Genomic DNA, 25,360 nt, shown 5'->3' on the forward strand with positions numbered 1-25,360 from the left:
CCGGTGGTGGGCGGTCAAACCCTGCTGGTGGGGGCGCAGGCACCCGATGGAGCGCTCTGGCAACGGTGAAATCTCGGATTTCGCCCATATTTGTTGCGAGATTGTCTTACGATGCTGGTGCTCGGTGGTGTGTACTTACATGGAGCAAGAAGATGAGATCGGCACTGAAAGGGGACAGGCGTGCTATTGCCTCTAGGTCCGCCCTTGCCGCCCGATTCTGTGGCGGCGAAACGGGGCGTGTCGGGCATGCTGGGCGGACTAACGGTTCCGCTGAGTTGGGGTACGGCCGTTCCACCAGACGACTACGACCATTGGGCGAAGGAGTCTGAATCAGGTGTCGAGGACGTCGTCGTGGTGCCAGGTGCGGTCGATCCGGAACCGATCGAACCGGCCAACGACGAGTGGGATGAATGGGCGGAGTGGAAACAGTGGGAAGCGGAAAACGCCGAACCACGTTTCGAGATGCCACGCGGAAGCAGCGTGGTCCCGCATTCGCCGGCAGCCGGATGAGAGAAAGGGAAAGACTGTCGATGTTTACGGGTGATTAGCGGATCCGGAAAGTCCGGACCCGGTGATCACATCAATCAAACTGGTTGAGTTTTTAGCAACACTTCCACGAACCCAAAGGAGATAGCCAAGATGGCAACTCGTTTTATGACCGACCCGCACGCTATGCGGGCCATGGCGGGCCGTTTCGAGACGCACGCCCAGACCGTTGAGGACGAGGCCCGTCGTATGTGGGCGTCCTCGCAGAACATCGCCGGCGCCGGCTGGAGCGGTATGGCTCAGGCGACCTCGCTGGACACGATGGGCCAGATGAACCAGGCCTTCCGCAACATTGTGAACATGCTGCACGGAGTGCGTGACGGACTGATCCGCGACGCCAACAACTACGAGCAGCAAGAGCAGGCTTCGCAGCAGATCCTCAGCAGCTAGCCCGATGGCGGCGAAAGCCGCTGCAGCTTAAAAACTTTCACAAACTAAGGAGACCAGTTCAATGACCATTAACTACCAGTTCGGTGACGTCGACGCGCACGGCGCGTTGATCCGCGCACAGGCCGCCAACTTGGAGGCCGAGCACCAGGCCATCGTTCGCGATGTGCTGGCTGCCGGTGACTTCTGGGGCGGCGCCGGTTCGGTGGCTTGCCAGGAGTTCATCGCCCAGTTGGGCCGCAACTTCCAGGTGATCTACGAGCAGGCCAACGCCCACGGCCAGAAGGTCCAGAGCGCCGGCAGCAACATGGCGCAGACCGACAGCGCCGTCGGGTCCAGCTGGGCCTGATAGAAGTTCTCGGTTCGCGGCGGCGCATCGGGCCGAAACCCGGTGCGCACGTCGCGAGCCATCTGAACTGAGCAAGACTGCGCACGCCTACCTCCCGGTGGGCGTGCGCAGTTTTTTGTGCGGCTGGGCTGCCGCTTGGCTGCCGCTGGGCTCAGAACCGCCCGCCGCCACCCATGAAGCCACCACCGGATGACCCGCCCGACGTGCTCGAGGACCCGCCGAACGACGTCGGGCTCCAGCCGCCGAAACCACCTCGCAGGCCCCCGCTGAGCAGATCCCCGATGATGATGCCGCCCAGCATGGCGCCGGTGTCGCCGTCGCCGCGACGTGCGTAGGCGCGCTGCGCCGCCTGGACATCGGCGTTGGCGAGCGACTGGGCCTGTGCAGCCAGCGTCGAGGCCCCGTTGGCATACGCGATGGCTTCGGGGAGGTTGGACGACTTCCGGGCGTGCGCGGCCTCCAATTGTCTCTTAGCCTCGGCCAGCCGGGTCCGGGCTTCGGGTCCGATGCTGCCGCGCCGGGTGTCGATGTACTCGGATACCGCGTGAACCCGTGATTCGGCGGTGAAGATCGCCTGCTCGAACGACCGCCGGAGACGTTCGGCATTCGCCTGCTCCTGAGCCACCAGGGTCAGCATCTGATTGAGCTCCGCGTCGGCCTTGGACAGCCGCGCGAAGGCACCGAGTGGGTCGGCGGTGCTGCGATCGCCTCCGGAGTTGTCCAGTGCCCGGGCGGCCGCGTCGCGCGCGGCGATGAGTTCGCCGGTGTGCGCGGACTTGTTGCCCTGGGTCTTCTGCAACTGCTCGTTGGCCCGCTTGATGGCCGTTTGAATGTCGGCCAGCACCGACGGCAGATTAGCCACCGCCTGCCGGATGTCGTCGGCCGCACTGTCGACCGCATCGAATAACGAGCGGGCCTGTCCGAGAGCTGATTCGGCGGCCCGCACCGCGTCGACCAGACGACTCTGCTGCCCGCTGACGGCGTGGGCGGCCAGCTCACGCGCCGCGCCGATATTGCGGTCGGCGAACTCCAGCCGCTCCTTGGCGGTGGCCACATTGCCCGACACCGGGGTCAACGCGGTGGCACCGAATTCACGGTGCAGTTCGGCCAGGCGTTGCTCGCCCGGGTCAACCCGGGCGGTCAGCTCGACGTACTGCTGGGTCAGCGCGTCGAGGCGGGACGGGGCGTTGATTACCAGATCACGCAACCGCTCGAACGCTTCGGTCTGCGACTCCAGTTCGCGGTCGGCATTGGCAGCCGAGACGATCACCCGGGTAAGCAACTCGCGACGCTGCGCCGGCGTCTCGGGGGTGCTGTCGTCGAGTTGCTGGCGCACCGTGAAAGCTTGTGCCAGAGCGGCTTTCGCGTTGTTCACGGCTTGGGTGAAGGGCGCGGTCCGCGGTTCGCCGAACTCGTCGATCGCCAGCGCGAGCTCGTTGGAACTGGTGCGCACCGCGTTGTCGACCTCAACCACTTTGCTCCGGGACAGCTCGTCGAGGATGTCCAGCGGAACCGCGGCCAGCGCGGTCGCGTCGGTGGGATCCACCCGCCGAGCCGCAGCCACCGCTTTGGCGCGCCGTCGGCGGGCGCGACGGCGCATCACGAACAGCAGGATGACCACCGCGAGAACGATGGCGCCGAGCGCGGCCAGCAGCACATAACGACCCGTCGAGCTGGTCGTCTGATTGAGTCCCTGTGCGGCGGCGATCGCTGCGGCGCCCCATTGGGCGTTCCGCAGCGCGGGTTCGATCTGGTTGTGCCGCAGGTTGTCGACCTGACTCGGGGTGACGCCCTGCATCCCGTTGGGCACTAGGAAGGAGTACGCCCGGCCGCCGGTGGACACCGCCAGCAGCGCGTCGTAGTTACCCAGCTCGCTGGTTCGGAAGGTGCGCTGGCCCCAGTTCTCGGCGCTTTGACCGGAGAAGTTGTCGACATAGACGACCCAGAGCCGGATGTGCCGGTCGGTGTAGAGCCTGTCGACCGCGGCCGTGACGGCCGCGCGGTCCGCATCGCCGAGGACATGCGCGTTGTCGGTGAGGTACTCAGACAACCTAAACGGCGGCTGCGCGCCGGCGGGGGGAGCCACTAGCAACCCCCCGCCCAGCCCCACCGTCACCATCGTCAGGAACACGCCGATCAGGCGAGCAATGCGCATACCGCTAATTAAACGTGGGCGGCCGCCTATTCAGCGACTGGCCTGTGCGCCGGGGGTGATCAGCTCGACCCGCCGCCCCCGGCGCCCAGGGTGCGCTGCATGTCGCCCTTCATGGCCACCAACTGCGCGTTCCAGTAACCCCAGGCGTGCTGCCCACTGCCGTCGATGTTGAAGGTGGCGTTGTGGCCGCCGGCGGCGTTATAGGCGTTCTTGAAGTCCACGTTGCTCTGCAGCACCACCTGCTCGATGATCTGGCCCGGCAGGTTGCCGCCGCCGCCACCCAGCTCCGACGGTGTGCCGTTGCCGCTGTAGACCCACAGGCGGGTGTTGTTTCCCGCGAGCCGGCCGGCCTGGAGGGTGGGGTCGTGACGCTGCCAGCCCGGCCCGCCGGACGGTCCCCACATGTCTTCGGGGTTGTAGCCGCCTTCGTCGTTCATCGCCAGCTTGATCAGCGTGGGCCCGTTCCCGCTCGAGGGCGTCAGGTACGCCGACAATGCACTTGCGTACGCGAACTGGCCGGGATGGTAGGCCGCCAGTATTAACGCCGAAGATCCGGACATCGAGACACCGACCACCGCGTTGCGGGTCGACCGGACGCCCTTGCCGGCCAGGAAGCTGGGCAACTCGCTGGTCAGGAACGTCTCCCACTTGTAGGTGGCGCCGTTGGCCGACCCGTACCAGTCGGCGTAGAAGCTGGACCGACCGCCGACCGGCATGACCACCGACATGCCCGAGCCCTGGTACTCGTCGAAGGCGTTCGTCTCGATGTCCCAGCCGTTGCGGTCATCGCGCGCACGCAGGCCGTCCAGCAGATACACCGCCGGCGCGCCGCCCTGCTGGAACTCGACGGTGATGTTGTGGCCCATCGCCGCGGAGGGAACCTGCAGAAATTCGGGCGCCGCCGCTCGTGCGGCCGGTTCAGCGCCGGTGATTCCCAGCAGACCGGGCAGGGCCGCGGCCGCGATTGCGGCAGTGGTCAGTCGACGGATCCAATGGTGTGTGTGCTTGTGCATGGTGACTCCTATTGCGTGGGATGCGGTCTGGCGGGCTCGCCGCGGGTGCCTCTCGCCAACCGAACTGCGTTGCGGGACGAGGTGCTCGTCCCGCCGGCCTTCTGCAACCCTGGATCCGACCCAGTGACCGGTGTGTTACCCACAACCAGGCGGGCTAACCGTCGGCAGCACTGCACGCACCCGCCAGGTTCGCCCTGGCAGACTGTGGGTCGGTGAGTACCGATCAACACGACCCCTACGACGACTTCGACCGCGCGCGGCGGGTACTTGAAGCGCCGAAAACCGCGGGTCTGCCGGGTACCGAAGGTCAGCTCCGCACCGACTTCGCGCGTGATCGGGCGCGGGTGCTGCACAGCGCCGCGTTGCGCCGCCTGGCGGACAAGACGCAGGTCGTCGGGCCTCGCGAGGGTGACACCCCGCGCACCCGGTTGACCCATTCGCTCGAGGTGGCCCAGATCGGGCGCGGCATGGCGATCCCGCTGGGCTGCGACCTGGACCTCGTCGAGTTGGCCGGCCTGGCCCACGACATCGGCCACCCGCCCTACGGGCACAACGGCGAGCGGGCGCTCAACGAGGTCGCCGCCGACTACGGCGGTTTTGAGGGCAATGCGCAGAACTTTCGCATCCTCACCAGCCTTGAGCCCAAAGTGCTTGACGCACAAGGCTGCAGCGCCGGTTTGAACCTGACGCGCGCTGCGCTGGACGCGGTCACGAAATACCCGTGGGAACGGACGCAAGGGGCGCGCAAATTCGGTTTCTACGACGACGACCGAGCCGCGGCCGAATGGGTCCGCCAGGGTGCGCCCGCGGGGCGGACCTGCCTGGAAGCCCAGGTGATGGACTGGGCCGACGACGTCGCGTATTCGGTACACGACGTCGAGGACGGCGTCGTCTCCGAACGGATCGACCTGCGCGTGCTGGCCGACGAGAACGAGGCGGCGGCCCTGGCCAAGCTGGGAGAGAGTGAGTTCCCCCGGATCAAGGCCGACGAACTGATCCGGGCCGCGCAGCGTCTCTCGGGGCTGCCGGTGGTTGCCTCGGTCGGCAAGTACGACGCAACCCTGGCGGCCGCCGTGGCGCTCAAGCGGCTGACCAGTGAGTTGGTGGGCCGTTTTGCCACCGCGGCGATCGCTACCACCCGTGCGGCGTCCGGCCCGGGTCCGCTGGTGCGCTACCAGGCCGACCTCCAGGTGCCGGACATGGTGCGCGCCGAGGTCGCGCTGCTCAAGATCCTGGCCCTGCAGTTCATCATGTCCGACCCGCGGCATCTGGAAACCCAGGCCCAACAGCGTGAACGCATCCACCGGGTGGCGCAGTGGCTGCAAAGCGGCGCGCCGCACACCCTCGATCCGGTGTTCGCCGCGGCCTTCAACGCCGCCGCCGACGACGGTGCCCGCTTGCGGGTCATCGTCGATCAGATCGCGTCCTACACCGAGGGGCGCCTGGAACGTATCGACGCCGGCCAACTCGGCGGGCCCACGGCCTTAGACTGAGCCCGTGGCCGGCCGGATCTCTGATCGCGATATCGCCGCCATCCGTGAACTTGCCCGCATCGAGGACGTCGTCGGCGACTACGTGCAGCTGCGCAGTGCCGGCGCGAACTCACTCAAGGGACTGTGTCCGTTTCACAACGAGAAGTCACCGTCGTTCCACGTGCGGCCCCTGAACCATCAGTTCCACTGTTTCGGTTGCGGCGAGGGCGGCGACGTGTACGCCTTCATTCAGAAGATCGAACACGTGAGCTTCGTCGAGGCCGTCGAACTGCTCGCCGACCGGGTCAGCTACACCATCACCTACGCCGGCCCCGCCACCAGCGTGCAGCGTGACCGCGGCAGCCGCAGCCGGCTGATCGCGGCCAACTCCGCCGCCGCCGAGTTCTATGCGCAGGCGCTGCAGTCCGACGAGGCGGCCCCGGCCCGCAAGTACCTCACCGATCGCAGTTTCGACGCCGAGGCCGCCCGCCGGTTCGGCTGCGGCTTCGCGCCCTCGGGCTGGGAGACGCTGACAAAGCACTTGCAGCGCAAAGGGTTTGAGTTCAAAGAGCTGGAGGCGGCCGGCCTGTCCCGGCAGGGCCGCCGGGGCCCGATGGACCGCTTCCACCGCCGGCTGTTGTGGCCGATTCGCACCGCCTCGGGTGAGGTCATCGGTTTCGGCGCGCGCCGATTGTTCGACGACGACCCGATGGAAGCCAAGTACGTCAACACCCCCGAAACGCTGCTTTACAAAAAGTCGCAGGTGATGTTCGGCATCGACCTGGCCAAACGCGATATTGCCAAGGGTCACCAGGCAGTGGTCGTCGAGGGTTACACCGACGTGATGGCGATGCACATGGCCGGGGTCACCACCGCGGTGGCATCCTGCGGCACTGCGTTCGGCGATGACCACCTGGCCATGCTGCGCCGGCTGATGATGGACGACAGTTTCTTCCGCGGCGAACTGATCTACGTTTTCGACGGCGACGAAGCCGGCAAGGCCGCGGCGCTCAAGGCTTTCGGCGGCGAACAGAACCTGGCCGGCCAGTCGTTCGTGGCGGTCGCGCCCGACGGCATGGACCCGTGCGACCTGCGGCTGAAATCCGGTGACGGCGCGCTGCGTGACCTGGTGGCCCGCCGAACCCCGTTGTTCGAGTTCGCGATTCGCACCGCTCTCGGCGAAGTGGACCTGGACAGCGCCGAGGGTAGGGTAGCCGCTCTGCGCCGGTGCGTGCCGATGGTGGGTCAGATCAAAGACTCGACGCTGCGCGACGAGTACGCGCGGCAGCTGGCCGGCTGGGTCGGTTGGGACGACGTCGCACAGGTCGTCGACCGGGTGCGCAGCCAGGCCAAGAAGTCGCCGCCTGCCGGAGCGGCCGGCACCGGCACCAGAACCGCGCGCCGCGGCGCGCAACAGCCCGCTCAGACGGCGCCTGACGCGGTCGGTGCGGCGTCGGCCGCCGCCCGTCCCGACCCACGTGACCCGACGCTGTGGCCGCAGCGTGAGGCCCTCAAATCGGCATTGCAGTTCCCGGCGCTGGCCGGCCCGGTGTTCGACACCCTGACGGTCGAGAGCTTCACCCACCCCGGCTACGCGGCCGTGCGGGCCGCCATCGAGGCGGCCGGTGGCACCTCGACCGGAGTCAGCGGGGCGCAATGGCTGGACATGGTGCGCCAGCACACCAACTCCGCGCTCACCGCCGGTCTGGTCAGCGAACTGGGGGTCGAGAGCATCAACGCCGAAGACGAGCAGCTGCCCCGGTACATCTCCGGGGTGCTGGCCCGGCTGCAGGAGGTGTGGATGGGCCGCCAGATCGCCGAGGTGAAGTCCAAGCTGCAGCGCATGTCACCGATCGAGCAGGGCGACGAATACCACGCGCTGTTCGGCGACCTGGTCGCCATGGAGGCTTACCGGCGCAGCCTGCTGGAGCAGGCCAGCGGCAACGATCTCACCGCCTGATCGCGCTTCAGCGCGCGGCGTTCACCCGCGGCGCGACGACCTCGACGTCGTCCACCTCGTCGCCACCTGACCGGTGCTCCATGACGGCCGTCTGGCTGTCGATCTCGGTCAGCGTCACAAAACCCGTGTCGGGGGAGATGCGGTTGGCGATCTTGCGCCGGCCCCCCTCGATCATCGATCTGGCGACGGGGCTGCCGGTCAGCGCACGGTAGGTGCCGGCGATCTGCTCATAACGGCGGCGTCCGGCCTTGGTGCCCAGCACGTAGCCCACGCCCAACACGGCGACATACCCGATCAAAGCGATCCCTCCGAGAAGAAGTGCGTTCGTTCCATCCTGCCTCATCCGTCCGGAAAGTGGCGTGCCCGATCCTTGCGGCTGCCCCGACATGGGTCAGCTGGTGCCGGTTGGCTGCGGGCGCGGCCAGTACGCTAGAGTCGTCCCGCGGTCAGCACCAGCGTTCGCTGGACTGATAGTCCCCTGTAGCTCAACTGGCAGAGCATTCGGCTGTTAACCGAAGGGTTGAAGGTTCGAGTCCTTCCGGGGGAGCCGACGGTCGTCGTGACCGGTCTTCACAGCCATCTGTTGACCGGGCGCCGCTTGGCGGCAGCGGGGGCTTCTGTGAGGAATTCCTCGCCCCATTCGCGCTGGGCTCCCCGCTCTGCCGCCGCGCCGGCGGGTTGGGCGTTGGCGTGCCGGCCGGCCAGATTGACCAGTGCTCCGGCCATGGCGAACAGTGGAACCTGTTGTCGTTCGCTGGCGCTCAGCAATTCGCGGAACGCCGTCTGGGTGCTGCAGCGGCGCCACCCGACCAGGATCCCCACGGCCATGTCGATCGCCCGGGTGCTCTGGCCTTCGTCGTTGTGAGCCTCGCTCATGTCTGGACGTCCCGTCGTTGAAGGAGTCAGCGAAAACGTTGCGCTGCAACGTGTTAGGAAAATCGCTGAATTGGCGTCAGGTGATCGGCAGACAACAACACAACAAATTCCCCCCCGGCATCACCCCACAATAGGCCATCCGGATCGGGGTCAGCACGATTGACCACTTTCGGCGCACCACAGGTTTTACCCCTTGCCAAAGTGGTTCCGCGAGCGAGGGATTCGCGTTGTTACGCGGCGGGGGCACGCCGAAATCGGGCGACCAACGGGTACATCTGGCAGCCCAGGCAGATGCCGAACGCGGCGTTGAGGAACGCTGCGAACAGGGCGAAGGCCGTCGCCACCACGCCGACCAGCTGCAGACCGGCCGCGAAACCGAACACCCCGATGACCGCGAAGATCAGCCCGACGAGCTGGGCGAACTTCAGCGGCGCCACCGGCTCGCGTTCGCTGACCGGACTCAGTCGCGGCGCCACCAGCCTGGCGAACAACAACCCGTACGGGCTGTTGCGCGGGCCGCGGACGGCGCTGATCGCGAAGACAACGGCCTGCGCGGTGAGAATCACCGCGGCGGCGGGGTAGCTGATTACCGACACCAAAAGAGTCACCACCAGCACCGAGGTGGTGATCCACGCCGCAAAACGCGGACCACGGACGTCTACTTGGCTGATATCGGACGACATCAACTGCTCCTTTCGCTGAAACTCATACCCTCAGTGGTTGCAGGGCCGTCTGCAGGTCGACGGCTTTGGGGACGCCGGCGGTGCGGTAGCGCTGCTGTCCTTGCGCGTCGAAGATGAAGGTGGTGGGCAGCGACAGCACCGACAGGCGTTTGGCGGCGGCCGGGTTCGCGTCGATGTCCAGTTCGACGTGCGCCACGTCGGGAAGTTCGGCGCACACCTGATCGACCACACGTCGTACCGCGGCGCATGGCCCGCACCAGTCGGCACTGAAATGCAGGATCGTCGGACCCGTCTCCGACAGACCAAGGTCGGAATGGTCCTGCTCGGCACCGTCTTTGGCCTCTCGCAGCACACCCGAGCGCTGGTTCACCACGCATCCGATCAGGCAGGCCGCAACCAGGGCCGCAGCGATTGCCAATCCAGCGATGACTACAGAACTCACGAGCGCACCAACACTTTTTTCAACCTGATATTCCCTAGATGAACCCGACGGCCCTAGATGGAGAAGTCCTCGCCGTACCAGACGCCCGCCTCCGGCGGACGGATGACACGGTCGGTCGGTGCGCCCGGCTGCTGGCCGTTCGGCGCACCGGACTTGCTGCCCTCCAGCCGGGCCACCCTGGTGAGTAACGATTTCAGGCTGACACCCACCAGGTCCGGCAGCTTTGATTCGTCCTCGCTGGCCGGCCCGGGGCGGCTGACGATCTGCCCCGGAACGCCGACCACCACCGCGCTGGCCGGCACCTCCTTGACCACGACAGAGTTCGCGCCGATTCGACTGTCATCGCCGATCTTGATCGCGCCCAGGATCTTGGCCCCGGCACCCAAAGTGACTCGATCACCAATCGTCGGGTGACGTTTGCCCCTATCACGGCCGGTTCCTCCGAGAGTGACGCCGTGGAAGATGGTGACATCCTCGCCGATTTCCGCGGTTTCCCCGATCACCACGCCGGTCGCGTGGTCGATGAACAGTCCCGGGCCCAGCGTGGCCCCGGGGTGGATCTCGACGCCGGTGAGGATCCGGGTGAACTCCGCCAACGTCCGCGCCAGTAGCCGCCTGCCGCGCTGCCACAGCCAATGATTGATCCGATGGGCCCATACCGCGTGCACACCGGGGTAGGCGAAGATCACCTCAAGTGCCGTGGGCTCGGCCGGATCTCGCTCCCTGGCCACTCGAATGTCGCGCCGTATCGCGTCCAGCATGGTTAGTCGCTCAGATCGGAGAACAGGACGGTACTGAGATAGCGCTCGCCGGATGAGGGCAGGACGACGACGACGAGCTTGCCCGCGTGCTCGGGCCGCCGGGCCACCTCCAGGGCGGCCGCCACGGCCGCTCCCGAGGAGATGCCGACCAGTAGTCCCTCCTCGGCGGCCAGCCGCCGGGCCAGGTTCAGGGCGTCCTCGTTCTCGACGGTCACGACCTCGTCGACCAGCCCCATATCCAACACCGGCGGAACGAACCCGGCGCCGATGCCCTGAATCGGGTGCGGCCCCTTCTGGCCGCCGGACAACACCGGCGACGCGGCCGGCTCCACGGCGACGAACTGCACCGAGGGCTTGCGCTCCTTGATGGTCTGCGCGACGCCGGTGATGGTTCCGCCGGTTCCGACGCCCGACACGAAGATGTCGATCTTGCCGTCGGTGTCCTTCCAGATCTCCTCCGCCGTGGTGAGGGCGTGGACGGCCGGGTTCGCCGGGTTCTCGAACTGCTGCGGCATGAAGTAGCGCTGGTCGCTCTTGGCGAGCTCCTCGGCCTTTGCGATGGCCCCGGCCATCCCCTCGGAGCCGGGCGTCAGCACCAGCTCGGCACCGTAGGCACGCAGCAGGATCCGTCGCTCGGTGCTCATCGTCTCCGGCATGGTCAGCACGCACTTGTAACCGCGCGCGGCGGCCACCATGGCCAGCGCGATGCCGGTGTTTCCGCTGGTGGGCTCGACAATGATGGTGTCGGGCTTGATCAGGCCCGCTTGCTCGGCGGCGTCGATCATCGCCACGCCGATGCGGTCCTTCACACTGCCACCGGGATTGAACGACTCGAGCTTGGCGACCACATCGGCCACCGCCCCGTCGGTGACTTTTCGCAATCGGACCAGCGGGGTGTTGCCGATCAGTTGTGTGATGTTCTCCGCGATGGTCATCCACATTCTCCAACGACGTCGGGGCAGGGCTGGTCGGCATCCCAGGTGATGTCGAACTCAATTGTCACGCGTGTGGGGGTGGTGAGGGCAACCGGCGTCAGGCGGTGGGATGGCCCGGCTAGCGCAACCCCGGTCACGACTCGTCCACTGAGTAGATCGGACGTGGTTGCCGTCAGTCTTATTCCCGGGCTACCCGGAGTGAAACGTAGGTAGAAGTCGGTCCCTGGTTCGATCTTCCCGGAGATCGACGCTTCGTCGGCGTCGACGAGCGCGTGCTCGCCAGTGGCGCTGACCGTCAGCGGGACGCTGACCCGGAAAGGACCGACGAGGTCGTGGTCAACCACTGCGGCGGTGTCGATCAGCGGTTCCCGGGTCACCCGCAAAGCCGTGTACGCGCCGGCCAACAGGTAGTTATAAAGGTGCACGGTGCGGTCGCTGTTGCGGTAGTGCCCGGTGCCGGTGAGCCAGAAGTCGACATGGTCGATCGCGGGTGCGCCGGCGGCTTCAGAGCTGACGAATCGGTAGTACCGGTAGCCGCTGCTACCGCGTCCGTGGCTGCTACTGGACAAGGTGCTGCCTACACCCAGGGTCCGCTGGTAGCGGCCCCTGCCGGCGTCCACGGCCAGCTGCGAACCGGACACGTCCTGCCAGGCCACGCCGTCTGCCGATTTCTGCAGTCGGACGCTGAACGGGACCTCTGACGAGGACCACAACGAAAAGCCGCCGAGCTGCGGTTGCCCCTGAAACTCGAAGGTGAGCACCCCGCGACCGCGGTGTACCGCGATGGGTGCGTGCAGGGGTCGGGTGTCCAGGGCCAGGCCGTTGGTGAAGTGCCAGATCGCGGCCTGGGTACCGGCGATGGCTTCGTGTTCGCTGATGTTGGACGCGCCGAGCGGGTAACCGGCCTCGCGTAACCGCCGGCTGAGCTCGACAGTGGAGCGCATCGGGAAGGAGTGCCGCAATATCCATTCGACCTCGGCCTCGCAGCCGCGGGTGCGTAGATGCGGGAGCGCCGACCAGGTACCGAGCTGATAGGGCGACGGGTGGTGCGGCGCGATGCCGGCAAAGTCCAGAGAGTACGCCTGCAGGTTGGGATTGAGCCTGATCAGATCGGTGCGGGCGGTGCTGCCGTCGGTGAAAACGATCTTGTCGACCGTGTGGGAATAGGTGCCGCCGCGGTACCGGGTCATGCGTGGCGGCTCGGCCGCCGGACGCACCCGCACACGCTTACGGATCGCCACCGGCGCCGGAGTACGGGTGGGTATGGACAAAACAGTCATGGATGGTTGCTCTTCCTGAGGGCAGATAGCGCGCGACATCACCGAATTACGGCGGAGCGCGGTGATTTCTGGACGGTCAGATTTCGTCAGGAATCAACAGGAACAACAACAACAACAGTTCATGGCGGAACAGCGCGTGCGGACAAAACGCAGCTGGACGGCCTGTTGCATGGGGTCCACTATAAAGCATGCGCGAAATGCCGTGGTTCGGCTCAGTCGCGTTTTTAACCCTTGGCGGGTGTGCACGCGCCTACGTAGGCTCGGCGCGCATTCGCGCAACCGGTGCGGCATGATGGCTTCTCTGTTTGAAGGCCTTGCACTCGGCGCGTGTCCGACCACAGACGGAAAGGACGACCATGACTTCTTCAGTTCAGGGGTCGCAGAACGAGTCTCAAGCGCTGGGTGACCTCGCGGCCCGCCAGCTCGCCAACGCCACCAAGACCGTCCCGCAGCTCTCCACCATCACGCCGCGCTGGCTGTTGCACCTGCTGAGCTGGGTGCCGGTGGAAGCCGGCATCTACCGGGTCAACCGCGTGATCAACCCCGATCAGGTCGCCGTCAAGGCTGAGGCCGGCGCCAGCGTCGACGAGCCGTTGCCCGAGACGTACGTCGACTACGAGACCAGCCCGCGCGAGTACACGCTGCGGACCATTTCCACGCTGCTCGACATCCACACCCGGGTCTCCGACCTCTATTCCAGCCCGCACGACCAGATCGCTCAGCAGTTGCGGCTGACGATCGAGACCATCAAGGAGCGCCAGGAGTTCGAGCTGGTCAACAGCCCCGAGTACGGGCTGTTGGCGCAGGCGACCCCGGAGCAGACCCTTCAGACGCTGGTCGGTGCACCGACCCCCGATGACCTGGACGCTCTGATCACCAAGGTGTGGAAGACGCCGAGCTTCTTTCTGACCCACCCGTTGGGAGTGGCCGCGTTCGGCCGCGAAGCTACTTACCGCGGTGTGCCCCCGGTGGTCGTGAGCCTGTTCGGCGCGCAGTTCATCACCTGGCGAGGCATCCCGATCATCCCGTCGGACAAGGTGCCCGTCGAGGACGGCAAAACCAAGATCATCCTGGTGCGCACCGGTGAGGAGCGCCAGGGCGTCGTGGGTCTGTTCCAGCCGGGCCTGGTCGGTGAGCAGGCCCCGGGACTTTCGGTGCGGTTCACCGGTATCAACAAGTCGGCCATCGCGACCTACCTGGTCACGCTGTACACGTCCTTGGCCGTGCTCACCGACGATGCTCTGGCTGTGCTCGACGACGTCGCGGTGGACCAGTTCCATGAGTACAAGTGAGTACCGCTCGGTAGACGCCGAAAGCGACCTTCCGGTCAGCGCCGCAGAGCTGGCGGCGCTGGCCAGCCAGCTGTACGCGGCCAGCATCCGGCCGGGTCCGGACAGTCCGCCGCAGTCGGTGCCCGTCGCTCCCCGCGGGAGTGTCCCGGATACCACAGCTGCCACGTCGGCGGGAGCGACGGCTTTCGGGACGTCCGATGCGCTGCCGAACCCCGTGCCGTTCATCGGCGTCTCCAACATCTATCTCCCGGCGCCGACGTCGCCCGGGCCGGAACCCCTCCCGCCGGAGACGGTGCCGGTTGCGCCCCGCGGGAACGTTCCGGACAGCACCGCCGTACCGTCGGCGGCACAAGCCGCCGCGTCGGTGGCGGACCCCTTCCTGCCCGGTGATCTCAGCGTCTTCGCCGTGCCGACCTCGGGCCTCGTGCCGACCGTCCCCGGGGTGCTGGCCGGCGGGCCGCCCGCCGCCCCGCCCGCGCCGCGGGTTTCGGCACCGGGGTGGCCGCGGGAGGCGCCGTCGGTCGCCGATCTGGGCTGGTCTGACGCGCCCGCCGCCGAGCTGGTGGGCGACGAGGCGAACTATCACTTCCTCACGGTCTCCGAGCCGGTGCCGCAGCTGCCGGACGAGCACGAGGTGTTCGATGTCAATGCGGTGCGGGCCGACTTCCCGATCCTCAAGGAGACGGTCAACGGCAAGCCGCTGATCTGGTTCGACAACGCCGCCACCACCCAGAAGCCGCAAGCGGTCATCGACCGGCTGTCGTACTTCTACACTCACGAGAACTCCAACATCCACCGCGCCGCGCACGAGCTGGCCGCGCGGGCCACCGACGCCTACGAAGAAGCCCGCGACACGGTACGGCGGTTCATCGGTGCGCCGAAGTCCGAGCAGAACATCTTCGTGCGCGGCACCACCGAGGCGATCAATCTGGTCGCCTATGCCTGGGGTGGCAAGCACCTGAAGCCGGGCGACGAGATCGTCATCACCCATCTGGAGCACCACGCCAACATCGTTCCCTGGCAACTGGTTTCGCAGCAGACCGGCGCGGTCCTCAAGGTGGCGCCGGTGGATGACGCCGGCAACCTGCTGCTGTCGGAGTTCGAAGACCTGCTCGGCCCGAAGACCAAACTCGTTGCCGCGACTCAGGTTTCGAACGCGTTGGGCACCGTGACGCCGGTCGAGAAGATCGTGGCGCTGGGCCACCGGTACGGCGCGCGGGTGCTGATCGATGGCGCGCAGTCGATTCCGCATCTGCCGATCGACGTCGCTGAGCTCGGGGTGGACTTCTTCGCGTTCTCCGGGCACAAGATCTACGGCCCGACCGGGATCGGGGTGTTGTACGGGAGCGAGGAGGCGCTGGCCGAGACGCCGCCGTGGCAGGGCGGCGGCAACATGATCGCCGACGTCACGCTGGAACGCTCGCTGTACCAGGGTTTGCCCAACAAGTTCGAGGCAGGCACCGGAAACATCGCTGACGCGGTCGGTCTGGGCGAGGCGTTGCGCTACGTCGAGAAAGTGGGCATCGAACGCATCTCCGCCTACGAGCACGCCCTCCTCGAGTATGCGACGCCGCGGCTGGCCGACATCCCGGGTGTGCGCCTGGTGGGCACCGCGGACGAGAAGGCGAGTGTGTTGTCGTTCGTGCTGGCCGGGCATGAGCCACTTGAGGTGGGCAAGGCCCTGAACGCCGAAGGCATCGCGGTACGTGCCGGACATCACTGTGCACAACCGATCCTGCGCCGCTATGGTCTGGAGGCGACCGTGCGTCCCTCATTCGCGTTCTACAACACCTATGAGGAGATTGATGTATTTCTGCGCGCAGTGCGCCGTATTGCCGAAGGCGGTACGGCCGTAGGCTGAATCTCGCGCGCATTCCCCAGTTGATTTCCCGCTGATTGCAAAGCTGGGATCCATTTCGGGTTGCTCGTAAGCTGGCGACGTGATTCTATCTGCATTCAGGCGGCGCGACGTGGCTCCACCCTCGGATGCTGTTAAGTTGTTGCAGGCCAAGAGATTACAAGATAAGCGGGATTTTCCCTGCTGCTCGGCGTAATGGATCCGAGATGAGCCTTTTGCAACTGCGGATTGACCTGGGGGGGTGCAGACCGTGACGACCGCATCGACCATCGCCAAGCCTATGAATGCGCTCGGCGAGTTCTTCAAGTTCTGCGCCGAGACTTTTGTCGTCCTCGTCCGGCGCTCCTGGAATTGGCGCGAGATTCTCGAGCAGATCTGGTTCGTCGCCCGGGTGTCGATTTTCCCGACCATCATGTTGTCGATTCCGTACACGGTGCTGATCGTGTTCGTGCTCAACATCCTGCTCGTCGAGATCGGCGCCGGCGACCTTTCCGGCGCCGGCGCGGGACTCGCGTCGGTGACACAGGTCGGTCCGGTCGTGACGGCGATGGTCGTTTCGGGGGCCGGCTCCACCGCGATGTGCGCCGACCTGGGCGCGCGCACCATCCGCGAGGAGATCGACGCCATGAAGGTGATCGGGATCAACCCGATCCAAGCGCTGGTGGTTCCACGTCTTATCGCCGCCACCTTCGTCGCGGTGCTGCTCTACTCGGTGGTCGCGGTCACCGGACTGGTCGGCAGCTACATCTTCGTGGTCTACGTCCAGCACGTCACACCCGGTGCGTTCGTGGCCGGGATGACCCTGCTGACGGGGCTGCCGCAGGTGGTGATCTCGCTGATCAAGGCGACATTGTTCGGAATCTCCGCGGGCCTGATCGCCTGCTACAAAGGCCTGTCGGTGGGCGGTGGCCCAGCCGGTGTGGGCAGCGCGGTGAACGAAACCGTGGTGTTCTCGTTCATGGCGTTGTTCTTCATCAATATCTTGACCACCGCGCTGGGTGTGAAGGTGACCGCGAAATGAGCGTGGATGCGCCCGCCGCGCGCCACGGGATATCGCCGCCCGCTGAGCCGGGGCGAACGGCGCAACGCAAGGAAGCCGCCGTCGATGAGTCGTCGTGGCTGTCTACGCTGGGGCCCCGCCTGACCGCCGCCACCCGACAACTGGGAGAGCAGACTGCGTTCTACGGGCGGGCCCTGGCGAATATCGGCGAAGCGGTGCGCCGCTACCCTGGCGAACTACTCCGCCTGATCGCCGAAATGGGCATGGGCACAGGCGCATTGGCGGTGATCGGTGGCACCGTCGGCATCATCGGTTTCCTCACGCTGACTACCGGTGCCCTGGTCGCCGTTCAGGGCTACGACACGTTGTCCAACATCGGCGTCGAAGCGATGACGGGTTTCCTGTCCGCGTTCCTCAATGTGCGGATGATCGCGCCCTGCACGGCGGGTCTGGCCCTGGCGGCGACCATCGGTGCGGGTGCGACGGCTCAACTGGGCGCTATGCGAATCAATGAGGAAATCGACGCCCTCGAAGTGATGGGTATCCGGGCCATCACCTACCTGGCATCCACGCGCATCATCGCCGGTGTGCTGGTGGTCATTCCGCTGTATGCGGTCGCCGTGCTGATGTCGTTCATCGCGGCGAAGTTCCTGACGATCTCGGTTTACGGCCAGTCGCGTGGCGTCTACGAGCACTACTTCGGCACCTTCCTGCACCCCAACGACTTGTTGTGGTCATTCCTGTCGGCGCTGACGATGGCGACCGGTGTGATGGTCGTGCACACCTACTACGGTTTGACCGCTTCCGGCGGTCCGGCCGGGGTGGGAGAGGCCGTCGGTCGCTCGGTGCGTTCGTCGATGATCGTCACTGCCTTTGTCTGCCTGATGATTTCGCTGTCCGTCTACGGGCAGCACGGTAATTTCAACCTGTCGGGTTAGGTTCTGCGAGAGTGAGCAACCAACACCCCAACGGCGCGTTCCGGCCCAACCGGGTCCGGGCAGCCAGGATCGATCCGATCTGGTACGCGCCGATCCTGTTCATCGTCGTCGCGGGCCTCATCGCCTTCACCACCGGCGCGTTCTCGGGCAAGTTCCAGCAGACGATCCCGCTCACACTGGTCTCGGACCGGGCGGGGCTGGTAATGGAGCAGGGCGCCAAGGTCAAGTTGCGCGGCGTGCAGATCGGGCAGGTCGCCTCGATCGGTACCGACGTGAAAGCCGCTCAGCTGCAACTGAAGATGCAACCGGACGCGTTCAAGTTCTTGCCGAGCAACGTCGAGGCCGAGATCAGGTCGACCACCGCGTTCGGGTCCAAGTACGTCGACCTGATCGTGCCCGAACACCCCAGTCCGGTGGCCCTGAAACCCGGCGCGGTGTTGCACTCCCGCAACGTGACCGTCGAGGTCAACACGGTCTTCGAGAATCTGCAGTCACTGGTTCAGGCCATCGACCCCGCCAAGTTGAACGCGATCCTGTCGGCCTTCGCTCAGTCGGTGCGCGGCAAGGGGGATCGGATCGGCCAGGCCATCACCGATTCCAACAACCTGTTGTTGGCCGTCAATCCCCGGCAGGAGACCATCCACAAGGACTGGAAACTGTTCGGTAAGACCGCTGCAGTGTATTCGGCTGCAGCGCAAGACATCCTGTCGATCCTGGACTCGGCGTCCACCACCAGCGTCACCATCACCGAGAACCAGCAGTCACTGGACGCGCTGCTGATGTCGGCGATCGGCTTCAGCCAGACCGGCATCGGGGTCATTGGCCGCAACGAAGGCAACATCGTGCAGGCGATCAACCTGCTCGACCCCACCACCAGGCTGCTGGACATGTATTCGCCGACCTACACCTGCCTCTTCCAGGGTGCGCAGTGGTACGTGGAGCACGGCGGCCGACACACGTTGGGCGGCAACGGTTACTCGTTCATCATGGACGCCGGCCTGCTGTTCGGCGACGACCCTTACCGTTACCCCAAACACCTGCCGAAGGTGAATGCCACCGGAGGTCCCGGCGGCAAGCCCGGTTGTGGCTCGCTGCCCGACCCGAGCGCCAACTACCCGGTGCGTGCGCTGGTCACCGACACCGGATGGGGCGCCGCGCCCAACGAGATCCGCACCAACCTGGCCGTCGGAAATCCCTGGTGGTCCAACTACTTCCCGACCACCAAGAACCCGCCCGAGCCGCCGCGTTACTTCTACCGTGGAGGACAACCGCCACCATGAGTCCAGAAGGAAGGCCGAGCACCTTCAAGATTTGGGCCAGGGTCGCGCTCTTCACCGTCGTCTGCCTGGTGTTCACCTTTACGCTGATCGCGGTGTTCGGGCAGCTCCGATTCGAGGACCGCACCGGATACCACGCGGTGTTCACCAACATCTCCGGGCTGAAATCCGGCAACTTCGTCCGCATCGCCGGAGCGGAGGTCGGCAAGGTCGGCGATATCAATCTGCACCGCGACGGCACGGTCAGCATCGATTTCGCGATCGACAGGAGCGTGCGACTCACCGAGGGCTCCCGCGCCGTCGTCCGGTACGAAAACCTGATCGGTGACCGGTATCTCGCGCTCGAACAGGGCGCCGGCTCACCGCACCGGTTGGCGCCCGGCGCGACGATACCGCTGTCGCGGACGGCGCCCGCGTTGGACGTCGACGTGCTGATCGGGGGGTTCCGTCCCCTGTTCCGCGCGCTGGATCCCGATCAGGTCAACGCGCTGTCCGGCCAGTTGCTGCGTATCTTTCAGGGGCAGGGCGGCACCCTGTCCTCGGTCCTGGCGCAGACGGCGACGCTGACGTCCACGCTGGCCGGCCGCAGCCAACTGATCAGCGAGTTGATCACCAACCTGAACACCGTGCTGCACACCTTCGCCACCCGGGATCACGAGTTCGCCGACGGGTTGGACAAGCTGTCCGAGTTCGTTGACGGGCTGGCGCAACGGAAGAACGACATCTCGACGGGACTGGCGTATGTCAACGCCGCCGCCGGATCGATATCCGACCTGCTCGTGCAGGCACGCCAGCCGATCAAGGACGTGGTACACGAAACCGACCGCACATCCGGCCAGATCCTCGCTGACGGCCCCTACGTGGACAACCTGCTGCACAGCCTTCCCGACGTGTATCAGGTGCTGTCCCGGCAGGGACTCAACGGCGACTACTTCGGCTTCTACTTCTGCGAAGTGTTGCTCAAGCTCAACGGCAAGGGGGGCAACCCGATCTACGTCAAGCTGCTGAACCAGCCCTCCGGGCGGTGCACACCCAAATGAGCCGCTTCAAACGCACACCGGGGAAGGGCCGCAGCTCGGTCCTGTTGGGAGTGATGGGCACCGTGCTGGTGACATGCGCGGTCATCGTCGCCTTCCAGTACGACAAACTGCCGTTCGTCAACGGCTACGACAACTACGCCGCGTTCTTCTCCGAGGCCGGCGGCATCAAACCCGGGAATCAGGTCCGGGTTTCCGGTGTGGGCGTCGGCAGAGTCTCCGATGTCCGGTTGGAGGGCACCAAAGTCAGGGTCGGTTTCACCGTGCGCAAGAGCGTCGAGCTGGGTGACCGGACCGAAGCGGCCATCAAGACGGAGACGATCCTGGGCTCCAAGATGCTGGAGCTGACGCCGCGTGGCGAAGGCCGGCTGCGGGAAACCATTCCACTGCAGCGAACCACTTCGCCCTACGATCTACCCGATGCGCTGGGCGATCTCACCACCCAGATCAGCGGCCTCGATACCACGCAATTGTCCTCGGCCCTCACGACATTGGCCGATACGTTCAAAGAGACACCGCCGAATCTGCGGCCCGCGCTCGAGGGCGTCGCCCGATTCTCGGACACCCTGAACAATCGCGACGCCCAGCTGCGCAGCCTGTTGAGCAACGCCAACAGCGTGTCCGGAGTGCTCGGACGGCGCAGCCGACAGATTGCCACCCTGGTGTCGAATTCCAATGCCCTACTGGTAGCCCTGCTGCAGGAGCGCGATTCGATCGACGCCCTGATGAACAACATCACCGCGGTGTCGCATCAGATATCCGGATTGGTCGACGACAACCGCACTCAGCTCAAACCTGCACTCGACAAGCTCAACGGCGTGTTGGAGATACTCGACAACTGCAAGGAAGACTTGCAGCGGACTCTGCCCAAATTCAAAAGGTACGCAATGTCTTTCGGCGAGGTGCTGGGCTCCGGGCCGTTCTTCAAGGCCTACGTGGCGAACCTGGTTCCCGGTCAGCTCAGCGGACCCATTCTCGACTCCCGGATGTATGACCGGTATCTGGACCCCAACCAGGGCCTGCCGTCGGAGTCGGTCGACCCGCCGACGGGAACCCATCCCGTCCCGCCGGAGGCCGCACCGGTGCCGCTGTGGTCGCAGCCACCCTCACCCGGTCCCGCGCCGGGTCCGCCTCCTGAACCCGCAGAAACGGGGGGCCGATGAACATCAATCGCGGCATCGTCCGCAAGGTGACCGCGGTCAGCCTGGCCGTCACCCTCGTCGCCGCTTCGTTTCTGGTTGGCCGGAATCTGTGGAAAGAAGTGGAAACCAACACTTATTCCGCGTACTTCGTCAACGCCAACGGTCTGTTCGCCGGCGACGAGATCCGCATCCTCGGCGTCGGCGTCGGCACCGTGGACCGCATCGAACCGCAGCCGGCCAGCACCAAGGTCGTCTTCTCCGTCGACAAGCAGTACGCGATTCCCGCCGACGCACGTGCCGCGATCCTGTCGCCGTCGCTGGTGACCTCGCGAGCGATTCAGCTCGTCCCGGCCTACTCGGGCGGACCCAAACTGGCTGCCGGAGCGTCGATCCCGCTGAACCGGACCGCGGTACCCGTCGAATGGGACGACTTCCGCAAGCAGTTGGAGAAGCTGACGGAGGCACTGCAGCCCACCAGTCCGGGTGGCGTGAATTCGATTGGCGAGCTGGTCAATTCGACGGCAGAAAACCTGCGGGGCGAGGGCGATACCGCTCGCGACACCATCATCAAACTCTCGGCCGCAATCTCCGCTCTCGGCGATCACGCCGACGACATCTTCAGCACGGTGCGCAACCTGCAACTACTGGTGTCGGCCCTGTACTCCAGCAGCGACCTGCTGGCGTCCTTCAACCGCAACCTGGCCAGTGTCACGACGGTGCTGTCCAACACCCCTAACGAGGTGGCCAATGCGGTGCAGGGCCTCGACGGGGCCCTGGCGGACCTGCGCGGCTTTCTGGCGGAGAACCGGGAGTCGATCGGCGTCACCTTCGACCGATTCAGTTCGATCACCACCGCCCTGAACGACAGCCGGGCCGATATCAAGCAGATCCTGCACGTGGTTCCCACGGTGTTCCAGAACTTCACCAACATCTATCAGCCGGCGCAGGGCGCCATGACCGGCATCATCGCGCTGAACAACTTCGCCGACATCCCCCAATGGATCTGCAGCTCAATCGAAGCCGCGTCTCGGCGGGGCCTGGACCGGGTGTCGAAACTCTGCCTGCAGTACGTCGAGCCGATCATCAAGAACCGCATCTACAACTACGTCCCGGCGGGGCTCAACCCGTTCGTCGGGCCGCAGGCCCGCCCCAGCGAGATCACCTACAGCGACGACCGGCTGCGCCCGGATTATCAGGCCCCGACGCCACCCGAGCCGCTGCCGGCCGAACAGCCCGCACCCGCTCAGGCCCCGACCGTCGTCGACCCGAGCCTGGGTCTGCAGGGCCTGATGGTTCCGCAGGGTGCCGGTTCATGAGGCGCGCCATCGTTGCCGGGCTGGGCATGGCGTGCGTCGCGGTGCTCCCGGGATGTGGGAGCGACTGGCACGGCCTGAATTCACTGACGCTGCCGGGCACTTCCGGCGGTGGGCCGGGCTCCTACACGATCCAGGCGGAACTGCCCGATGTAGTGAACATCCAGGAGAACACCCGGGTCCGGGTCGACGACGTCAACATCGGCAACGTCACCAAAATCGAAGTTCAGGACTGGCATGCGCTGGTCACCATGAGGATCAACGGCGACGTCCGCCTGCCGGCCAACGCCACCGCCAAGATCGGGCAGACCAGCCTGCTGGGCTCGATGCACATCGAACTGGCGCCGCCCAAAGACGAGCCGCCGTTGGGGCAGCTCAGGAACGGGTCGGTCATCCCGTTGTCGCACGCCAGCATGTATCCCACTACCGAGCAGACACTGGCATCGGTCTCGGTGCTGCTGAACGGCGGCGGGCTGGCCCAGCTGCAGGAGATCACCCAGTCGATCGCGAAGGCTTTCGCCGGCCGCGAAAACGACATGCGCAGCCTGCTGCACCAGCTCGACGAGTTCATCGCCGGGACGAACAAGCAAACCGACGACATCATCGCCGCCTCCGAAAACCTCAACGCACTGGTGGGACAGTTCGCCGCCAAGGACCCGGCTGTGGACCGGGCACTGACCACCGTGCCGAAAGCGCTGGCGGTGCTGGCCAGGGAGCGCGGCCAGATTGCGGATGCGATCGATCAGCTCGGCAAGTTCAGCGCCATAGCCGCCGATACCGTGCGGCAGAGCAAGGAGTCTCTGGTCAACAATCTGCGCCAGATCGCGCCGGTGCTGCGCCATCTCGCGGACGCCGGCCCCGCGCTCACCAAGGGTTTGGACGGCCTGGCCACCTACCCGTGGCCGACTTCGACGGTCACCAACTGGTTCCGCGGTGACTACGCCAACCTCACGATGATCGTCGATCTGACGTTGAGCCGCATCGACACCGGAATCTTCACCGGCTCCCGGTGGGAAGGCAACCTCACCCAACTCGAGATGCAGTGGGGACGCACCATCGGCATGCAGCCCAGTCCCGCCACCGCGGGCAACCCGCTGACCTTCCCCTACCACGACGGGGGATACTGATGCTGCGCCTGAACCGCAAGACCTGGATTCAACTGGCCGTGTTGACCTTGGTGACCATCATTTCTTGTGGCGCAATGGCTTTCAACTACATGAAGCTGCCCGAGACGCTGTTCGGGATCGGCGAGTACAACGTCACGGTCGACCTGCCCCAATCCGGCGGGTTGTATGAGAACTCGGTGGTGACCTATCGCGGCACCGACGTCGGCCAGGTCAAGTCGGTCAACGTCACCGCCAACGGGGTTCGCGCGGTGCTGGCCATGCGATCCGGTGTCAAGGTGCCCGCCGAAGTGCAGGCGTCCGTGCACAGCCGTTCGGCGATCGGGGAGCAGTTCATCGAATTGACGCCCCAACCCGGCAAGGGAGGAGAAGACGCCCGGCAGTTGCGCGCCGGCGACGTCATACCCGCCGGCCAGGTCGACGTGCCGGTCGACATCGGACGCCTGCTGGACATGACGAACCGTGCGCTGCAAGCCATTCCGCGTGACAACCTGCGCACGGTGACCGACGAGGCGAACCGCGCCGTCGGTGGCCTCGGCCCGGAGCTGTCCCGAATCGTAGACGGCTCAACGGCATTGGCCATCGCCGGGGGACGGACCATCGATCCGCTGGCCACGCTGATCGACCAGACCCCGCCCGTGCTGAACTCGCAGGTCCAGACGGCCGATGCGATTGCCACATGGGCAGCGCGGACTGCGGCCATCACCGCGCAGTTCCAGGCGCAGGATGCCGCGCTGCGCGACCTGCTGACGCAGGGCAGTGCCGGGCTGGAGGAAGGCCGCGCGATGCTCAACCGGGTCACGCCCGCGGTACCGGTGTTGTTCGCCAACCTGGTGAGCCTCGGGGACATCGCCTACGTCTACCGCCACGACATCGAACAGATTCTGGTGCTGCTGCCGCAGGGGATCGCCGTCATGGCCGGTTCCCTGGTACCGAACGCCGGCACTAAGCAGGACTACACCGGCTTCTATCTGGACTTCAACCTCAACATGAACCTGCCGCCGCCCTGCACGACCGGCTTTTTGCCGCCGACCCAACGCAGATCACCGGCCAGTGTCGACGCCCCCGACCGCCCGGCCGCCGAACTGTATTGCCGGCTGCCACAGGATTCGGAGCTCAATGTCCGTGGCGCACGCAACATTCCGTGTGAAACGAAGCCCTGGAAGCGGGCTCCCACCGTCGAGATGTGTGAGAGCGACGAGGAGTACGTGCCGCTCAACGACGGTTACAACTGGAAGGGCGATCCGAACGCCACCACCAGTGGACAGGGTGTGCCCCAGTACCCGCCGGGACAGGATCCGCGGCTCCCACCACCGCGTGGCACCGCGCCGGCGCCTCCGACGCCTCCGCCCCCTCCACCGGTGGCGGTGGCCACCTACGACCCGTCCTCCGGTGAGTACATCGGGCCGGACGGGCACCGCTACACCGAGGCCGACCTGGCGCACCCGCGTGCCAAGAACTGGCAGTCACTGCTGGTGCCGTCTTCCCCGTAAGCCTCGTCCCGTAAGACAAGGAGCAAC

The 25,360-nt window shown here is 65.9% G+C and carries 24 protein-coding genes and 1 tRNA gene; 16 read left to right on the forward strand and 9 right to left on the reverse strand.

Annotated elements, in window-relative coordinates; translation table 11 throughout:
- Positions 1 to 180: 180 nt before the first annotated feature.
- The 3 genes from ACNQS7_RS30310 (at position 181) to ACNQS7_RS30320 (ending at position 1,282) form a co-directional block, all read left to right on the forward strand.
- Positions 181 to 510 (forward strand): hypothetical protein, encoded by a 330-nt coding sequence (locus ACNQS7_RS30310; RefSeq protein WP_418015451.1) that lies wholly within the window; start codon positions 181 to 183, stop codon positions 508 to 510.
- Positions 511 to 639: 129 nt separating this feature from the next.
- Positions 640 to 936, forward strand: a complete 297-nt coding sequence (locus ACNQS7_RS30315) for a WXG100 family type VII secretion target (RefSeq protein WP_055581774.1) — start codon at positions 640 to 642, stop codon at positions 934 to 936.
- A 61-nt stretch (positions 937 to 997) separates the two neighbouring features.
- Positions 998 to 1,282, forward strand: a complete 285-nt coding sequence (locus ACNQS7_RS30320; protein WP_055579135.1) for a WXG100 family type VII secretion target — start codon at positions 998 to 1,000, stop codon at positions 1,280 to 1,282.
- A gap of 151 nt (positions 1,283 to 1,433) precedes the next feature.
- Here the strand turns inward: ACNQS7_RS30320 and ACNQS7_RS30325 are convergent, their stop codons facing one another.
- Both ACNQS7_RS30325 and ACNQS7_RS30330 read right to left on the reverse strand, forming a co-directional pair.
- Positions 1,434 to 3,437, reverse strand: coding sequence for a TPM domain-containing protein (locus ACNQS7_RS30325; RefSeq protein WP_418015452.1), 2,004 nt, complete (start codon positions 3,435 to 3,437; stop codon positions 1,434 to 1,436).
- A gap of 59 nt (positions 3,438 to 3,496) precedes the next feature.
- Complete coding sequence (locus ACNQS7_RS30330; protein WP_418015453.1) at positions 3,497 to 4,450, reverse strand: esterase family protein; 954 nt, start codon at positions 4,448 to 4,450, stop codon at positions 3,497 to 3,499.
- Positions 4,451 to 4,662: 212 nt separating this feature from the next.
- Here ACNQS7_RS30330 and ACNQS7_RS30335 point away from each other — a divergent pair, with 212 nt between their 5' ends.
- Together ACNQS7_RS30335 and dnaG are read left to right on the forward strand one after the other, a co-directional pair.
- A complete protein-coding gene (locus ACNQS7_RS30335; RefSeq protein ID WP_418015454.1) occupies positions 4,663 to 5,943 on the forward strand; it encodes a deoxyguanosinetriphosphate triphosphohydrolase in 1,281 nt (426 codons plus the stop codon).
- Between the two features lie 4 nt (positions 5,944 to 5,947).
- Positions 5,948 to 7,882 carry a DNA primase gene (gene dnaG, locus ACNQS7_RS30340; RefSeq protein ID WP_418015455.1) on the forward strand — a complete coding sequence of 645 codons (1,935 nt, stop codon included), beginning with the start codon at positions 5,948 to 5,950 and terminating at the stop codon, positions 7,880 to 7,882.
- A gap of 7 nt (positions 7,883 to 7,889) precedes the next feature.
- Here the strand turns inward: dnaG and ACNQS7_RS30345 are convergent, their stop codons facing one another.
- Positions 7,890 to 8,180 (reverse strand): hypothetical protein, encoded by a 291-nt coding sequence (locus tag ACNQS7_RS30345; protein ID WP_418016210.1) that lies wholly within the window; start codon positions 8,178 to 8,180, stop codon positions 7,890 to 7,892.
- 176 nt (positions 8,181 to 8,356) lie between these two features.
- On the opposite strand from ACNQS7_RS30345, the gene ACNQS7_RS30350 reads away from it, so the two are divergent.
- Positions 8,357 to 8,429: transfer RNA gene (locus ACNQS7_RS30350), tRNA-Asn, on the forward strand.
- 23 nt (positions 8,430 to 8,452) lie between these two features.
- On the opposite strand, the gene ACNQS7_RS30355 is transcribed toward ACNQS7_RS30350, so the two are convergent.
- From ACNQS7_RS30355 to ACNQS7_RS30380, 6 genes are all read right to left on the reverse strand, one after another.
- Entirely contained in the window at positions 8,453 to 8,758 is a 306-nt protein-coding gene (locus tag ACNQS7_RS30355) for an ANTAR domain-containing protein (protein WP_418015456.1), read from the reverse strand.
- Between the two features lie 230 nt (positions 8,759 to 8,988).
- Positions 8,989 to 9,441, reverse strand: coding sequence for a DUF4395 domain-containing protein (locus ACNQS7_RS30360; protein WP_418015457.1), 453 nt, complete (start codon positions 9,439 to 9,441; stop codon positions 8,989 to 8,991).
- Positions 9,442 to 9,463: 22 nt separating this feature from the next.
- A complete protein-coding gene (locus tag ACNQS7_RS30365) occupies positions 9,464 to 9,883 on the reverse strand; it encodes a thioredoxin family protein (RefSeq protein ID WP_418015458.1) in 420 nt (139 codons plus the stop codon).
- 53 nt (positions 9,884 to 9,936) lie between these two features.
- Positions 9,937 to 10,644: a serine O-acetyltransferase gene (gene cysE / locus ACNQS7_RS30370; protein WP_418015459.1), complete on the reverse strand. Its 708-nt coding sequence runs from the start codon at positions 10,642 to 10,644 to the stop codon at positions 9,937 to 9,939.
- A gap of 2 nt (positions 10,645 to 10,646) precedes the next feature.
- On the reverse strand, positions 10,647 to 11,579 hold the full coding sequence (gene cysK / locus ACNQS7_RS30375; RefSeq protein WP_418015460.1) for a cysteine synthase A: 933 nt from the start codon (positions 11,577 to 11,579) through the stop codon (positions 10,647 to 10,649).
- Positions 11,576 to 12,859 (reverse strand): thioester domain-containing protein, encoded by a 1,284-nt coding sequence (locus tag ACNQS7_RS30380; protein WP_418015461.1) that lies wholly within the window; start codon positions 12,857 to 12,859, stop codon positions 11,576 to 11,578. Before ACNQS7_RS30380 ends, cysK begins: the two co-directional genes overlap by 4 nt.
- Positions 12,860 to 13,215: 356 nt before the next feature.
- Here ACNQS7_RS30380 and ACNQS7_RS30385 point away from each other — a divergent pair, with 356 nt between their 5' ends.
- The 10 genes from ACNQS7_RS30385 (at position 13,216) to ACNQS7_RS30430 (ending at position 25,333) form a co-directional block, all read left to right on the forward strand.
- A complete protein-coding gene (locus ACNQS7_RS30385; protein WP_418015462.1) occupies positions 13,216 to 14,151 on the forward strand; it encodes a family 2A encapsulin nanocompartment shell protein in 936 nt (311 codons plus the stop codon).
- Positions 14,138 to 16,012, forward strand: coding sequence for a family 2A encapsulin nanocompartment cargo protein cysteine desulfurase (locus ACNQS7_RS30390; protein ID WP_418015463.1), 1,875 nt, complete (start codon positions 14,138 to 14,140; stop codon positions 16,010 to 16,012). Before ACNQS7_RS30385 ends, ACNQS7_RS30390 begins: the two co-directional genes overlap by 14 nt.
- A 277-nt stretch (positions 16,013 to 16,289) precedes the next feature.
- Entirely contained in the window at positions 16,290 to 17,030 is a 741-nt protein-coding gene (locus ACNQS7_RS30395) for an MlaE family ABC transporter permease (protein ID WP_055581836.1), read from the forward strand.
- The gene (locus tag ACNQS7_RS30400; protein WP_418015464.1) at positions 17,027 to 17,947 is read left to right on the forward strand and encodes an MlaE family ABC transporter permease; all 921 of its coding nucleotides are present in this window, start codon (positions 17,027 to 17,029) and stop codon (positions 17,945 to 17,947) included. The genes ACNQS7_RS30395 and ACNQS7_RS30400 overlap by 4 nt, the downstream gene beginning before the upstream one ends.
- Before the next feature lie 11 nt (positions 17,948 to 17,958).
- On the forward strand, positions 17,959 to 19,227 hold the full coding sequence (locus ACNQS7_RS30405) for an MCE family protein (RefSeq protein WP_418015465.1): 1,269 nt from the start codon (positions 17,959 to 17,961) through the stop codon (positions 19,225 to 19,227).
- On the forward strand, positions 19,224 to 20,264 hold the full coding sequence (locus ACNQS7_RS30410; RefSeq protein ID WP_418015466.1) for an MCE family protein: 1,041 nt from the start codon (positions 19,224 to 19,226) through the stop codon (positions 20,262 to 20,264). Before ACNQS7_RS30405 ends, ACNQS7_RS30410 begins: the two co-directional genes overlap by 4 nt.
- On the forward strand, positions 20,261 to 21,424 hold the full coding sequence (locus ACNQS7_RS30415) for an MCE family protein (protein WP_418015467.1): 1,164 nt from the start codon (positions 20,261 to 20,263) through the stop codon (positions 21,422 to 21,424). The genes ACNQS7_RS30410 and ACNQS7_RS30415 overlap by 4 nt, the downstream gene beginning before the upstream one ends.
- Positions 21,421 to 22,719 (forward strand): MCE family protein, encoded by a 1,299-nt coding sequence (locus ACNQS7_RS30420; RefSeq protein WP_310768221.1) that lies wholly within the window; start codon positions 21,421 to 21,423, stop codon positions 22,717 to 22,719. Before ACNQS7_RS30415 ends, ACNQS7_RS30420 begins: the two co-directional genes overlap by 4 nt.
- Positions 22,716 to 23,843, forward strand: coding sequence for an MCE family protein (locus ACNQS7_RS30425; protein WP_418015468.1), 1,128 nt, complete (start codon positions 22,716 to 22,718; stop codon positions 23,841 to 23,843). The genes ACNQS7_RS30420 and ACNQS7_RS30425 overlap by 4 nt, the downstream gene beginning before the upstream one ends.
- Positions 23,843 to 25,333 carry an MCE family protein gene (locus tag ACNQS7_RS30430; protein ID WP_418015469.1) on the forward strand — a complete coding sequence of 497 codons (1,491 nt, stop codon included), beginning with the start codon at positions 23,843 to 23,845 and terminating at the stop codon, positions 25,331 to 25,333. The genes ACNQS7_RS30425 and ACNQS7_RS30430 overlap by 1 nt, the downstream gene beginning before the upstream one ends.
- Positions 25,334 to 25,360 lie beyond the last annotated feature (27 nt).

Origin of the sequence: Mycobacterium sp. 23, from assembly GCF_048287075.1 — a bacterium.
GTDB classification, from domain to species: Bacteria; Actinomycetota; Actinomycetes; order Mycobacteriales; family Mycobacteriaceae; genus Mycobacterium; species Mycobacterium gordonae_B.